11 protein-coding genes and 2 pseudogenes are annotated in these 14,610 nt (G+C 46.5%); 2 read left to right on the forward strand and 11 right to left on the reverse strand.

Translation table 11 applies throughout. The features are described from left to right. Positions 1-108: 108 nt before the first annotated feature. The 7 genes and pseudogenes from CS022_RS18270 to CS022_RS18300 all read right to left on the reverse strand — a co-directional run bounded on the left by CS022_RS18270 (position 109) and on the right by CS022_RS18300 (position 7,164). Positions 109-1,341: a flagellin gene (locus CS022_RS18270; protein ID WP_129123463.1), complete on the reverse strand. Its 1,233-nt coding sequence runs from the start codon at positions 1,339-1,341 to the stop codon at positions 109-111. Between the two features lie 98 nt (positions 1,342-1,439). Beyond that, positions 1,440-2,678 (reverse strand): flagellin, encoded by a 1,239-nt coding sequence (locus CS022_RS18275; protein WP_129123464.1) that lies wholly within the window; start codon positions 2,676-2,678, stop codon positions 1,440-1,442. 299 nt (positions 2,679-2,977) lie between these two features. Continuing rightward, complete coding sequence (locus tag CS022_RS18280) at positions 2,978-3,280, reverse strand: carboxymuconolactone decarboxylase family protein (RefSeq protein WP_129123465.1); 303 nt, start codon at positions 3,278-3,280, stop codon at positions 2,978-2,980. A 195-nt stretch (positions 3,281-3,475) separates the two neighbouring features. Further along, a pseudogene (locus CS022_RS18285) lies at positions 3,476-4,095 on the reverse strand (glutathione S-transferase family protein). A 29-nt stretch (positions 4,096-4,124) separates the two neighbouring features. Continuing rightward, a pseudogene (locus CS022_RS18290) lies at positions 4,125-5,158 on the reverse strand (NADP-dependent oxidoreductase). Between the two features lie 154 nt (positions 5,159-5,312). Then, positions 5,313-6,470 (reverse strand): iron-containing alcohol dehydrogenase, encoded by a 1,158-nt coding sequence (locus CS022_RS18295; protein WP_129123505.1) that lies wholly within the window; start codon positions 6,468-6,470, stop codon positions 5,313-5,315. Between the two features lie 109 nt (positions 6,471-6,579). Further along, positions 6,580-7,164, reverse strand: coding sequence for a TetR/AcrR family transcriptional regulator (locus CS022_RS18300; protein ID WP_129123466.1), 585 nt, complete (start codon positions 7,162-7,164; stop codon positions 6,580-6,582). A gap of 840 nt (positions 7,165-8,004) precedes the next feature. Here CS022_RS18300 and CS022_RS18305 point away from each other — a divergent pair. Then, positions 8,005-8,295: a hypothetical protein gene (locus tag CS022_RS18305; RefSeq protein ID WP_129123467.1), complete on the forward strand. Its 291-nt coding sequence runs from the start codon at positions 8,005-8,007 to the stop codon at positions 8,293-8,295. Positions 8,296-8,322: 27 nt separating this feature from the next. Here the strand turns inward: CS022_RS18305 and yegD are convergent, their stop codons facing one another. Both yegD and CS022_RS18315 read right to left on the reverse strand, forming a co-directional pair. Further along, positions 8,323-9,675, reverse strand: a complete 1,353-nt coding sequence (yegD, locus tag CS022_RS18310) for a molecular chaperone (protein ID WP_129123468.1) — start codon at positions 9,673-9,675, stop codon at positions 8,323-8,325. Positions 9,676-9,862: 187 nt separating this feature from the next. Continuing rightward, positions 9,863-11,854, reverse strand: a complete 1,992-nt coding sequence (locus tag CS022_RS18315) for a TonB-dependent siderophore receptor (RefSeq protein ID WP_129123469.1) — start codon at positions 11,852-11,854, stop codon at positions 9,863-9,865. A 126-nt stretch (positions 11,855-11,980) separates the two neighbouring features. Between CS022_RS18315 and CS022_RS18320 the strand changes: the two genes are divergently transcribed. After that, complete coding sequence (locus tag CS022_RS18320; RefSeq protein WP_161569672.1) at positions 11,981-12,991, forward strand: helix-turn-helix transcriptional regulator; 1,011 nt, start codon at positions 11,981-11,983, stop codon at positions 12,989-12,991. Here CS022_RS18320 and CS022_RS18325 read toward each other — a convergent pair. Together CS022_RS18325 and CS022_RS18330 are read right to left on the reverse strand one after the other, a co-directional pair. Then, positions 12,951-13,361 carry a DUF4149 domain-containing protein gene (locus CS022_RS18325; RefSeq protein ID WP_129123471.1) on the reverse strand — a complete coding sequence of 137 codons (411 nt, stop codon included), beginning with the start codon at positions 13,359-13,361 and terminating at the stop codon, positions 12,951-12,953. The two genes, CS022_RS18320 and CS022_RS18325, sit on opposite strands and share 41 nt — an antisense overlap. A gap of 222 nt (positions 13,362-13,583) precedes the next feature. Next, positions 13,584-14,576, reverse strand: a complete 993-nt coding sequence (locus tag CS022_RS18330) for a 2-hydroxyacid dehydrogenase (protein ID WP_129123472.1) — start codon at positions 14,574-14,576, stop codon at positions 13,584-13,586. Positions 14,577-14,610: the final 34 nt, after the last annotated feature.

Consider the following 14,610-nt stretch of genomic DNA (forward strand, 5'->3'; position numbering starts at 1 on the left):
AGGAGGGTGGAGAGCAAATGCGGTTCAATTCGAGTTAATCAGATGAAAGTACTATCGCGATGTCCTACCGCTACGTGTGAGACGGCTAAAAGACTGGACTAAGAGGTGTTAACGCAACAGCTGTAAATAAGACTGCGAAATAGATTTTGCTTGCGAGAGCATCGACATTCCCGCATTTTGCAGCATGGATGATTTAGTGAATCTCACCGTCTCTTTACCAAAATCAGTGTCTTGAATTCGGCTATTCGCAGCGGCAATACTCTCATTGTTTTTACCCAGATTATTGAGGCTGTGCTCCAGCTTGCTGTGCATTGCACCAATTTCGGCTCTCTGTTCGTTAAGACGTTTCGCAGCAATGTCGACAACTGATACCGCAGCCAGTGCACCACTGACTGTTGATATGTCCACATTGTCAATGGTGAGCGTTTTCCTGTTTTCCGGCGGATAAAGCACATCTCCAGAAAAGGAATTTTCTATCCCTAGCTCTACCGCAAGGTTTGAATGAATCCAAGTATCGTCATAGTCACCGGGGCCCTCTTCATCGAGAATCCAATAGTCGTCAACGAACATCTGTAAAGTATTGTTATCGCCTACAGAAAAACGGTAGCTGTCATTATCAAAAGGTTGAGAACTCCAAGTAATGTTGTGGTGACCGCCATTAAAGTGGGTCGCCATCTCCTGTAAGTCATCACCCGGATTCGCCGTTAATTGGAAGGAAGAAGCATTTCCGTCATAGTCAATGGTCAAGTCTACCAATAGTCGGTTGTTGCCTTCCTGGACTGTCCAATCGCTGGGCATGCCATGTTTAGCGATAAATAAAGTCCCCCCCAAGCGTTCCTGATCAGGACGAATGCTTTGCAAGGTAAGTTGAAAGGCTTCACCGGATTCAGCGCCTACTTGAATTGATCGAGTGCCAAACTCACCATTGAGAAGCTTTTGACCACCAAAAGAGGTGGTTTCAGCAATTCGTGAAAGCTCATCTTGTAGCGCTGACACCTCCTGTTGTAATGCATCACGCTCTTTGGTTTCGTTACTGCCATTGGCTGCCTGCAAGGCAAGATCCCTCATACGATGAAGAATATCGAGAGACTCTTCGATTGCACCGTCAGCAGTTTGAAGCATGGAAATGCCGTCGTTGATATTACGCATAGACACATCGTAACCACGACTTTGTGAAATGAGGCGATTGGAGATAAGAAGCCCTGCTGCATCGTCTCCGGCACGGTTAATCCGACTGCCAGATACAAGCCTGTCTGAAGAAGAAGTATGACTTTCATTGGCATAATTGATGTGCCGATAAAACATCATTCCTTGGTAATCATTAACAATATGTCCACCCATTACATTGGCTCCTATTATAGGACAGTATCGTTTTCCGCTTTTTACCGCTGTTAGTCAGTTCCCTTGTCTAATTATCTGGAAAATATAGATTTCTTTGTTCAACGCAGTAACTGCAAATAAGACTGAGAAATAGATTTTGCCTGCGAGAGCATCGACATTCCCGCATTTTGAAGCATGGATGATTTGGTGAATCTCACCGTCTCTTTACCAAAGTCAGTGTCCTGAATTCGGCTATTCGCAGCGGCAATACTCTCATTGTTTTTACCCAGATTATTGAGGCTGTGCTCCAGCTTGCTGTGCATTGCACCAATTTCTGAGCGCTGCTCATTGAGTCTTCTCGCGGCGACGTCAATAACAGATACAGCGGCTTGCGCCCCACTGATAGTGGTGAGGTCTATGTCGTCGACTGTGACATTTTTTCTATTATTAGGCGGGTTCAATGTGTCCCCATCTGTGTGGTTTTTTATTCCGAGGATATCAACCAGCGTCTGCGAGCCATCGTCACCATCATAAATCCAAGTGTCATCATTGTGTCCTATAGGAACATTATTGTTTCGCCACTCTTCACTGACGAATAATTGAAGGGTATTGTCATCGCCGACAGAAAAGCGAAAGGCGTCCTCAGAAAGTGAACCAGTTCCTTGGCCATTAAAACTGTTTAATCGGGTCGCTAATTCTTGAAGATCATCGCCTTCCTTTCCGTATAGCTCAAAATGTTCTGAAAGTTGAGAATCGTTTTCCAACCACAATCTGATGTAATTATTGCCATCGGGGACAACCCAATTATCCGGCATGCTGTTTTTTGCCACGAAGAGCGTACCACCAAACTCGTCCTGATCTGGTCGAATACTCCCTAGTGATAATTGCATAGCCTCGCCAGATTCAGCACCTATTTGAATGGACCGAGTGCCGAATTCGCCGTTCAGTAGCTTTTGTCCACCAAAAGAGGTGGTCTCAGCGATGCGTGTTAGTTCATCTTGCAGGGCCACGACTTCCTGTTGTAAAGCTTCGCGCTCTTTTGTCTCATTACTACCGTTAGCGGCTTGTAGGGCGAGGTCTCTCATACGGTGGAGTATCTCAACCGATTCTTCGATAGCGCCATCAGCAGTTTGAAGAATAGAGATGCCGTCGTTAATGTTACGCATAGATACGTCGTATCCACGGCTTTGTGATATTAATCGGTTAGATATCATCAGGCCCGCCGCATCGTCTCCGGCACTATTAATCCGAATGCCCGATGCAAGCTTATTTGATGAAGAGGTATTAGTTTCATTGGCATGATTAATATGCCGATGAAACATCATTCCTTGATAATCATTAACAATATGTCCACCCATATTGAAAACTCCTTAACCAAGGTTATGTTTTATTTTTTCCATATATCTTTAACGTTCTAAAAAATGAACTCTTTAATCATTTTCAGTTTTTTATATCAACTATTTTCCTTATCTTATTTTGCTTATTAAATTCAATTATTTATATATAGAATGATGGTGTGTAATATTGGGTTTTTTTACAGCATGTTGATCTTAATAGACAATTTATAAATATTATTGTACGTGAGTTTTAATTAAGAATTACAACTTCAAAGGCCAGTGAATATTTCATTACTGGCCTTTTAACGAATACATTTCAGTTAGTCAAAAAGGTGTGTACCGTGTGTCAATGCACCACCGGCACGAAGTGCTGCAGCTACATGTATTGTTTCAGCAAATTCCTCTTCAGTTGCACCCGCTTTAATTGCAGCATTTTTGTGTGCTTCAATACAGTAGGCGCATTGTGTTGTCAGTGCGACAGCGATTGCCATCAGTTCTTTGTACTTTTTGGGAATCGCGCCATCTGCCAGCGCATGATTATCGTAATCCCAGAATCCCTTTGTAGTATCGGCGTTATGTTCTTTTAGCTTCGCCAATTTTTTTAGGTTCGCCATGTCATGCATATTGCTCTCTCCGTATCAGTACTTTTTTGTTTTCTGTCTTGGTGGGTTTAAGTTAACGCTTCCACATGATGTTCGCGAAAGACAAAAGCTATGGCATGGAGAAAGATTAGGTTGTTCGCAGCGTTTAAGTGATTGGTTATGTGATTAGGTAGCAGATAAAAATAGGCGCTTATTATCGTAAGCGCCGGAAGGGGATCAGTTGTTATTTTCTTGTTCTGTCTGCTCTGCGACCTTATACGCCGGACGAGATGACAGGGTGTCGTGGTAGCGGGCAATGTTCGGGAAGTTTGCGATGGCACCTTGCTGTGCAAGTACATCTGCGATAAACGACATCATAATGTCCGCGCCGGACAGTTTGTCGCCAACCAGATAGGTTGTGTTTTCAAGCGACTGGTTGATGTACCCCAGAATCTTCGCGGCTTCTGAGTTGGCATAGCTTCAAGAAACTCAGTTTTGGCAGGTTCACGCTTCAGGAAAGTCACCAGCAATAATGGCAACATTGCCGAGCTTTCCGCAAAGTGCATCCAATAGAGGTAATCAGCATACTCAGCGCTGCCACGCGCAGGAGAAAGTTCACCCTCGGCAAATTTGCTGATGAGGTATTCGGTGATCGCACCGGATTCGGCCAGCATCTTCCCATCTATTTCAATAACCGGTGATTTACCCAATGGGTGAACGGCTTTCAGCGCTTCAGGTGCCAGAAAAGTCTGAGCATCACGTTGATACGAAACGACCTCATAAGGTTGTTTCAGTTCTTCCAATAGCCAGATGATGCGCTTTGAACGTGACTTATTCAGATGATGAAGTTTGATCATGTTTATATTCCTTATTAATTCACATTTAATCAGTCGTTGGCGACTTGGATTACCACTTTGCCGAAGTTCTTGCCATCCAGAACATCAATCAACGCCTGCGATGATTGCTCCAATCCTTCTAAACGTTGCTCTTTATAAGTAATCTTGCCTTCTGCCATCCATTGGCCCATTTGTGCAGCAAACTCCGGATAGCGATGCCCGTAGTCATCCATGATGATAAATCCACGCATGGTAATGCGTTTCACCAGCAACAGACCTGCTAATTGAGAGAGGCGATCGACACCCTGTGGTAATTCAGTGTTGTTGTATTGCGAAATCAGACCGCAAAGAGGAATACGCGCAGAGGTGTTGAGCAGTGGCATTACGGCATCAAACACTTTTCCGCCGACGTTTTCGAAATAGATATCGATACCTGTTGGGCAAGCTTCTGCCAATTGAGTAGCGAAATCGTCAGATTTGTGGTCGATACAAGCATCAAGCTTAAGGGTCTCAAGCGCATAGCGACATTTTTCTTCACCACCGGCGATACCGACAACGCGACAGCCTTGCAGTTTACCGATTTGGGCGACCATCGAACCGACTGCTCCAGTTGCGGCAGCTACCACTAGTGTTTCTCCGGCTTTCGGTTGACCGATATCCATCAGGCCCATATACGCGGTAAAGCCCGGCATACCCATCACGCCGAGGGCATAAGAAGGCGGCATACGCGTCGGATCAAGCTTAATCAGGCCTGTTCCATCTGATAAGGCATAATCTTGCCAACCCGCAAAGCTCAGTACCCAATCGCCCTCATTAAAGTCTTCATTGTGTGAGGTTTCGACTCGGCTGACAGTACCACCAACCATGACACCGCCAAGTGCAACGGGGTCAGCGTATGACTCCACATCATTCATTCTGCCGCGCATGTAGGGGTCGATAGAAAGGTAAACGGTGCGAAGAAGCACCTGACCTGCCGAAGGCGTCGGAATTTCAGCGTCTTTCAGTGCGAAGTTTTCAAGGGTCGCGCGCCGAAAGGGCGAGCTGCGAGTGTCATTTGGCGGTTTATCGTTGTTGATTGTGTCATGTTGATTTCCTTAAATTTGGCGTAAAGAGGCCCGCACCTGAAAGCAGGTGTTCAATTTGTGTTTTGTTTAAACGGGTAACCGACGGTTCGTCAGCTACCCGTCAGCCTGAATGAGAAAGGTGATCAGGCTTTTTTCAGACAATCAATGTCAGGATCATAAGCTGCGATTTAAGATCCGTCGGCTGCTATCAAGATCGATATCTTGATGTTCGCCCAAGTGGGTCATCTTGTGATCAGTCAAGTGTTGGACAAGCGGGTCAATGCAGGTTGCATCAAGCTGGTAGTCGCCAAGTCGGGTTTTCACGCCCACCGATTCGAAGAACTCGCGTGTTTTGATGATTGCTTGTGTGGCTTTTTCAGCGTCATCGCCTTCTGTCATTCCCCAGACGCGTTCCGCGAATTGCGCCAGTTTGGCCTGCTTCTGTTGCTGCTTTTCTTCAAGCAGAGAAGGGAGAATAACGGCCAGTGTTTGCGCGTGATCCAGACCGTATAAAGCTGTTAACTCATGACCAATCATATGGGTTGCCCAGTCTTGCGGGACGCCTGTCCCAATGAGGCCATTCAACGCCTGCGTTGCTGCCCACATCAGGTTTGAGCGAGCTTCATAGTCTTCTGGATTTGCCATTGCCTTGGGGCCATCTTCGACCAGAGTTTGTAAAATGCCTTCTGCAAATCTGTCTTGTACTTTGGCGTTAACCGGATACGTCAGGTATTGCTCGGTAACATGAACGAATGCATCAACAATACCGTTTCCGACTTGTCTTGGTGGCAGCGTGAAGGTTTTGACCGGATCAAGAATCGAGAACTGAGGAAAGACAGTTTCGCTGATAAAGGCCATTTTTGCCTGAGCGGCATCATAGGTGATCACCGATACCTTGTTCATTTCTGACCCTGTTGCAGACAATGTCAGTACAGCACCAAATGGCATCGCTTCTTTCAGTTTCGCACCGCCAGTTTTCAGGATATCCAAAGGTTCACCGTCATACAGGCTGGCCGCTGCAACAAACTTTGTGCCGTCAACCACTGAGCCGCCGCCAACGGCGAGAAGGTAATCAGTACCTTCGTTTTTAACTTGCTCAACCGCCTTGATCATCGTTTCGTATTTCGGGTTAGCTTCTATGCCTCCGAACAAGGAAACCTTGCGGTCACCCAGAGCTGCTTCTACTTCATCAAGGGTGCCAAATTTTCGAGCACTCTCTCCACCGTACAAGACCATGACGTTTGCATCCTCTGGGATCAGAGTGGAAAGACGCGAGATTTGTCCCTGACCAAATACGATACGGGTAGGATTGTAGAACTCGAAGTTATTCATCATGCTTCCTCAGTCAATCGTTTTAGAATTCAATTAGACCAGTCGTCTAGTTTTGTCCCCAAAAAATGCCCACTCCTATTGTGGGCACATTTAGCACAGGTTGGGGGTCTTATTTACAACCCAGTAGCGATCGGGTTGTCTCCATCGCCAGTTCAAGGTGCTTACCATCTCTATGAAGCTTGGTTAGCAATGAAGCGCCTAACCAGAGTTGATAAAGATGGGCTGAGAGCTTGTACGCATCACAGTCATGAAGCGATCCATCGTTGATCCCTTCTTCAATTACATCAGCAATTTTCTGCGTGATTTTTTCTGTACCATCACGTAACGTCAGGCGCATTGGCTCTGATAAATCAGCGACTTCGGCACTTAACTTTACCACCAGACATTTTTGGGTTTCAGGGTCGCAATGTACTTCTTGCCACGCCTGCCACAATGCCATGAGTTTCTGTTGCCCTGTTTTACCGGGCTGTTGAAACAAGTCTGACAGCAAGTCTTGGTAATAAGCGAAGTAATCAATCAGTACGGCTTTGCCATAGTGTTCTTTCGATTCAAAGTAATGATAGAAAGAGCCTTTGGGTACTCCTGCCACTTTCAGAATCGTGCTTAGACCAACCGAACTGAACCCACCGTTAGAGAAAATATCTCTACCGACGTCGAGTAAATGCTGCTGTGTATGTTGATGCTTAGATTTCATAATTGAGGATACTAGAGAAAACTAGACCGGTCGTCTAGAGGTTTTTAACAGAAATTGCTATGCGTATTTTCGTCTATCAACATCAGTCGGTCGTCCATCAGCTGTTCGAACTCTTCAAAAAGATTGCTTTTCTAGATATATAACTGGTTTGTATTTATTGTTTCAGTGATCAGATATACCCGCGCATGAGAGAGGTAAAGGGTACTCTTTTGGCTGAATCACGCCAAAAATTCAGTGATATGTTAAATCAGCTTACGGCATCCAGTATTGATTTTTATCGCTCAATCATGAGCGATGATGGACTCCTTCAACTGCAGCAGACCTTGAAAAAAATATTGAATGCGCTGTAGTTGCCGGTTTGTCGTGATCTTTTGAGGGGTGACATAACCACAATAAATTTATGGTTTATTTTCTTTAGTTTACCACATATTGACTATACTTTTTGAAAAGTTATAGCTGTGAATGGCTACTCACAGCTGTATTGATCATACAGTGGTGTTTTGTTGAAAATTTGGAGAAATGATAGAGAAAAGCATGAAATATGCCGCGATCTGGCTGCTATTCGCTATTTATTAAAACAACCCTATTTTTCTCACCAGCGGCCTTGCCCGGGTTGCGATTCTCCATGCAGTTGCAGCGGATCACCCACCTGTACCTGTGACTGCACCCCAAGTGTCCCTTCGTCCCCAAGGCTTTGTCGTCTGAGCCCGCACGGTTTCCTGTTGAGAGGCATATCGTTCCCATGGTTTTCTCACTCAACATGCTTCGCGTTTGCAAACCTTACTGGTCATGTGAGGGCCATAATGACAATCTCGGTAAGCCTTTCAGATTGCCGCAGGTTTGGTTTTACTCAAGTACATCGCTTTACCCAAAGATAATCGCGGTTTATTTAACCTCGCTGAAAGGGACCAAAAGTATTCGATACTCATGGCAAATCACCTTGTCTTACACCGACAGCATTTTGATCGTGGGTACGCTATTCAGCCACACATTGATGCGGGAACAGTCCCGGACTTAGCTCACCTTCAGAATGATGTTCAGGTTATTGCGGACGGGCTTTGGGATGGCGTGATGTCGATTGCAGGAGAGTGGGAAGAAAAAGCCGAGCGTTTGTTAAATCACCCGGCGTAATTTTCTGGTGCGGAAATTTAATTCTTATCAGGAAAACGTGCGTTGCGCGTGACGGGCAAGCCCTGCCGTTACAGAGCCAAAGTAGTCTCCAGCCACGATAGGCACACCGGGTAACTCTCTTTCCATTAATGCACGAAGAATCGGCGAGCGTGCGCTGCCGCCTGTCATGTAGATCACATCTGGCTTGTCCTGAGACTGGGTCAGTGCGCCTTGAACCAGCTCCACAATCTTGCTTGCCGGGGTTTCAATGGCTTCAGCGAGTTGACCACTGCTGATGTGGGTCTCGATCTGACTGGCGCTCAGTGGGATTGATGACAAAAATTCCGGTTGTTCAGAGAGTGAAATTTTCGCCTCTTCCGCATGGCGGACAATCTGATATCCCAGTGTTTGCTGGTGGACTTCAATCAATCTCTGCAGTAACTGTGGTGATTCGGCATCGCGCCTCAACTGGTCTAGTACCTTGAGATTGCTGGTAGCATAAAAGTCCGTTTGCGCAGCGACATTGTTGATGGCGATCGGGTTCCAGAACTGCATGACTGGCATTTCTATGCCCCGTTGGCTTTTACTGTTTTTACCAAAAGCGGGCATCAGATTTTCAAAGGCGAGAGCGATATCGAGATCGTTTCCGCCGACACGACATCCACAATGGCTCAACAAACTATCTGGGCGATCGGTTTTATCACGATAACTTGGGCCCATTCTGATCATTGAGCAGTCTGTGGTACCACCACCAATATCGACAACCAGCACGGTTTTGTCTTCCGTCAGCTGACTTTCGTAGTCGAGCCCCGCTGCAACGGGTTCAAACTGGAAGGCAATATCCTGAAAGCCTGCTCGCAAGGCCGCATTTTTCAGAATGGCTTCCGCCTGCATATTGGCTTTGTCTCCGCCAAGCCCCTGAAAGTTGATTGGTCGGCCTATAACGGTCTGCGTGATATCTTGCTGGAGATGTGATTCAGCTTGCTGCTTGATATTCGACATCATGGCGCACACCAGATCTTCGAAAAAACGGATCTGGATGTCTCTCAGGCCAGTGGCACCTAAAAAGGACTTGGGTGATTTGACGTAATACACCTCTTCAGGGTCGTCGAGGTAGGTATCAAGTGCCGCTTGACCAAATACCAAGTCACCGTGCATCAGCTCGATGCCTTCTTCTCTGTTATTCGCGATGGCGCTGCGAAGAATTTGCTCCCCCAGCTTATCTGACGGCGTGAGACCAAAAAAGCGATACAGGTATTCACTCACGGACTCTCGGGTCGGGGCACAAAGGGTTGACGGAATAAAGCAGCTGTCGCCTTCAAGCGGGATAAGGCGAGGTGTATTTCCTTCCATTACAGCGACTGAACAGTTCGCCGTGCCATAGTCAAATCCGATAAACATGAATCACCTACATTGTCGGGAAAAGGCGGGACAGTCTACGGAAAATCATAGTAAAGACAAGAGCAATTAGCGTTGGTTTGGGAGAATTCACAGAATAGTGACAGGTTAAAAATGTATAAAAATAAGTAAGATAAAGGCCCACACCTGATGCGGGCCAGAGAAATCGCTATTCAGTGATTGCGAGAAATCAGAACTGGTAAGACGCAGACACTTTGATGTTGCGGCCCGGCTCGTAATCATCAGTGGTGAAACCTCGGGCAGCACCAGAGCGAGAAGCATGAGAGACGTAGGTCTCGTTTAGTACGTTGTCGATACCCAGCGTAACTGACAGACTCTCAATGTCTGACGGCATCCATTGCGCGTAAACGTTATGGACGTTGTAGCCCTCTTTGATCGGTTTACCTGCCAACACATTCTTTTCGTCAAGCACGAAGACAGAGGTCCAACCAAATAAGGTTTCAATGTTCTCTGCTTCGTAGTCGACGGTCAGGGCAATACTGTCACCAATATCAGTACTTCTCCCGTTAGCAGTAACGGCATCACCTGTCGCCAGATCCTTGTTGTCAGATTTCGAGTAGGATAATTTAGCGCTCACGTTTTCGTAACCGTAGCTTGCACTCAGCTCAGCGCCCTTGTATTCCACATCACCCGTATTTTTCAGCAGATAGCCGTTGCCGTTCCACTGTTCGGAGATATGGTCGTTAATTCGGGTATTAAATAACGTCAGGTTCGAGCTAAAGCTATGCTCACCGACTGTTTTCGCAAAACGAACGCCACCCTGTGTGTTTTGGCCTGTTTCCGCTTTAATATCGTCAGCGAGGTAGGTTTTATCCTGATACTTGATAAAGGTTTCCAGTAACTCCGGGCCTTTGAACAGGGTGCGGGTGTTGGCAAACACCGTCCATTCAGGTGTCACCGCGTACTCAGTACCCAAAGACCAGGTGGTATCAGAGAAATCATGGCTGCCTGTCATGGCATTGCGTCGATAATCATCGAAGCGAAGGCCCGCAGTAAAATCCCACTTCTTGTTAATGTGCAGTGTATTTTCCACAAATGCTGCTGCTGATTTAGCAGACTCACTCATGAACTCAGTGTCACCAAATTCACTCTTACTGGTTTTGCTCAGGTAATCGACACCATAGGTTAACTGGTTCTTAAGCCCTGCGATGACGATGTCTGATTGCAGGGTGACGTTTCCGCCCGTGTTGCTATTGGTGGCTGTGTTTATCGATTCACGGCCAAATCGCGCCCAACCTGTTTGACTCTCATCACGTTCAATGAAGGTTTTGCTGTTGAAGAGTGTCGCTTTTCCTTTCAGGCTAGATGTCTTCAGCGTGTAGCCAAGTGTGACAGTGTCTCTGTCATATTGCGTCGGTAGCAGCAAGTCACCTGAAAGCCCAGCATTCGCTTCACCGTTCATATCCGGGCGAGGGCTGTAATCACCTTTGTCACGGTAGGCGTCATAAGCAAGTTCGATGCGATGGCCATCAGCAGGTTCAATACCGACTTTGGCTAACAGGTTGACCACATCGCCTGCGGTTCCGAAGGTTTCTTCACCTTCTCCATCACGAAAATTATTGCGCTGAATTTGGTGGCCATAAACCATGGCGTCAACGTCATCGCTCAGTTGCCCGAACAGCGTCAGAGAGGTTTGTCGACTGTTGTTATCAGCAAAGCCACCGAAGAGACGGCCACCGAACTCTTGATCATTTTCGAGAAGGTCTTTGGCATTTTTCGTTTCAAAATTTACCGCACCACCCAGTCCGCCTTGCGTCACTGAGTTGTTTCCTACTTTGATGTCAGCGCTTTTTAGAATGTCGGGGTTCAGGGTCAGGTTACCGATATGGTGGAACATATTGGCATGCTGTGACGCGCCATCCAGTCGGATATCGAGATCAGTTTCATTGAGGCCGCGAATATTGATTCGCTGATTTACTGAGTGTGTACCGCCCACATCGACACCCGGGATATCACGCAAGATATCAGACATATGGTCTGCCTGTTTCAGTGCCATATCGTCTGCGATAAGCGATTCAGAGTCACTGGAGACTTTGGTTCCCCAGACGACAACTTCCTCAAACTGGGAATCAGGCTCAGCCCATGCTGAGTGGCTAATTGCCAGACCAATAGCGAGACATAATGCAGATTTCTTTTGAAGATGGACGTTACTACTTTCCATGCGATACAACCTTTTAACTCTAAATGAAAGTGATAATAATTATCATTTATGATAAATTGCGGCTTTTTTCAGGGAAAGGATATTCAGTTATGCGGGATTGCATATTTGTTATTAGGAAAATGCAGTATGGGAAAAATACAATCCTTTCGCACACATGTGGTTCACCTGACGTCAGATAGTCAGCCTGCAAAAACAGAGGAACAGTTTTTAGAAAGAGGCTGTGGCAGCTTACAGCAGATACCCATGAAAGGGCGTGTTTTTAGTTATGAAAACTCTGACGCATTTTCACTGCATGGCGGCAAAACCTATAACGAGGCCAATACCTTTCTTGCATCATCTGCTCCTGCGGGTTTGGTGCTAACGTTTCTTCTTTCGGGGAAAGTGAACGTCAACTACGACGGTCTGGCTTTTGATTTGGATGCTAGCGAGCAACCCAAATGCCTGTTGGTCAACCTTTCTAAAACCGTGCCTTTCTACAGGCGATTGCAAGCGGGTGAGGAGTCAGAAAAGCTCAACGTTGTTTTCCTTCCTCAGTGGGTCATCGAAAGATCACGTCCAGATTGTATGACCAGCCTATTTATGGAAAAACACCTGACGCATGCCTTGATAAATCCGAGTCAGCAACTGTGCGATATTGCTAAAGATATTCTTTGGATGCGGGAGCCGAATACATTTTCTGAACGAATCTTTGTTGACCGTCTGGTGTATCAATTAATGGGCGAGGTTTTTGATTCTCTGTCTGTTGCCGATTTCACACAAATAGAGAGTGGTCACGAGTATGTTATCAAATCCAACAATGAGCGGCTTGATGATGGGTTGACTGGTTACATCGAGGCGCATCTCGATGATGATTTGAGCCTCGAAAGGCTGGCATCAACATTTCATACCAGCGTATCAAACTTACAGCGTAAGGCCAGGGAGCAGCTTGGGGAGCCACTCAACCGCTATGTAAGGCGTCGCCGTCTTGAGATCGCAAAATTTCGGCTGACCGAAAGGTTGATGACGGTTAGTCAGGCTGCATACAGTGCCGGGTATCAACACCCTTCCAACTTTACCAATGCGTTCAAACGCGAATTTGGCTTTTCACCCAGCCAACTTACTGAAACACAGTTATTGTCGGCCAAAGAAGATAAATAAAGACCGCCAGCTGTATGGTGTTGATCACGACAGTACTGCGGTGATAGATGGCAAAGCGTTTAAGGTCACCGTTATCTGATGCTTCATTTGCCTTGGGCATCAGGTACTGTCGGGACACCACAAATCCGACAAAGCACAACGAGCAGAGTGCCAGGTGTATCAAGTTGTTGTTATCTGCAAACCAGAAGGTAAAGACAAGAACACCATTTATCAGGCCAAAGAACAGGTAATACCAAGGGAAAAAGGCGCGAATGAACACCGAGAACTGTTCTTTACTGAGTTGGGTAAATAGTAGAGGTGCAAATAACACCTGGAAGGTCACCATACCGCCAACCAAAATCACCAATCCAAACAAAGTTATAAGAGCCATATCCCCCTCCTTTACCTTTTGTTTACGAAAGCAGGTATTTCGGGATCAGCGAAGAAAGATGAAAAAATGAGAAACACGAATGACAAATTGTTCGGGGCCTTGTTTGGTCACTATGTCTGTTATTGCTGTTTTCATCGCGCCCTTTGATGTGGGTTGTTAGAACAAAAGGCGCGGTAACTTGTGATTAAAGTTAGAGGCAGAGCGACGTGTGTTGGCAGGAAGTTAGGTAATTATCTCATTGCCAGAGCATTTGCCTTTTTCGAACATTGCCAGGTTATTCAGCGTCGTTTCAGCGATGTTGCCTAACGCCTCTTCTGTCAGAAACGCCTGATGCCCGGTGAAAAGTACATTGTGGCAAGAAGATAAGCGACGGAACACGTCATCTTTGATCACGTCATTGGATTTATCTTCGAAGAACAGCTCCTGCTCGTTTTCGTAAACATCGACGCCCAATGCACCAATTTTGCTGTCTTTCAGTGCTTCAATCGCATCTTGTGAATGGATGAGCCCGCCTCGACTGGTATTGATGATCATTACGCCATCACGCATTTTGTAGAATGCTTCTGCATCCAGCATATGGTAGTTTTCTGCACTCATGGGGCAGTGCAGGGTAATAACATCAGCGCGATGATATAGGTCATCGAGGTCGGTATATTCAGCGCCAAGTTCCACCGCGAGCGGGTTTTCGAATGGGTCGTAAGCCAGAATGTGCATCCCGAACCCTTTGAGGATCCGTATGGTCGCGATACCAATTCGGCCTGTCCCAATCACGCCCACCGTTTTGCCATGAAAGTTGAAACCTTTTAGTCCCTCGAGAGAGAAATTGGCCTCTCTGGTGCGCTGATACGCACGGTGTATGCGGCGGTTCAGGCTAAGCATCAAACCAATGGTGTGTTCCGCGATAGATTCTGGTGAGTAGGCTGGTACCCGAACAACTTGCAGCCCCAGTGATCTTGCACTGTCCAAATCCACCTTATCGAATCCTGCGCAGCGCATGGCAATGATTTTAACGCCGTGCGAGGCAAGGATCTCCAGCACTTCAGCACTCAAATCATCATTGACGAAGGCGCAGACGGCGTCAAAACCTTCTAGAAGTTTCGCAGTCTGCTCGGTGAGTCTGAAATCAAAAAATTGCAGGTGGTGGTTGAAGTGCTCGTTGTATTTGGTCAACGATTCTTGGTCGTAGCGCTTGGTACTGAATACAGCGACTTTCATAGTGTCTTACCTGAAAAGCATCTCGGTCAGCCAA

The organism is Veronia nyctiphanis, assembly GCF_004116385.1.
Taxonomy (GTDB): Bacteria; Pseudomonadota; Gammaproteobacteria; order Enterobacterales; family Vibrionaceae; genus Veronia; species Veronia nyctiphanis.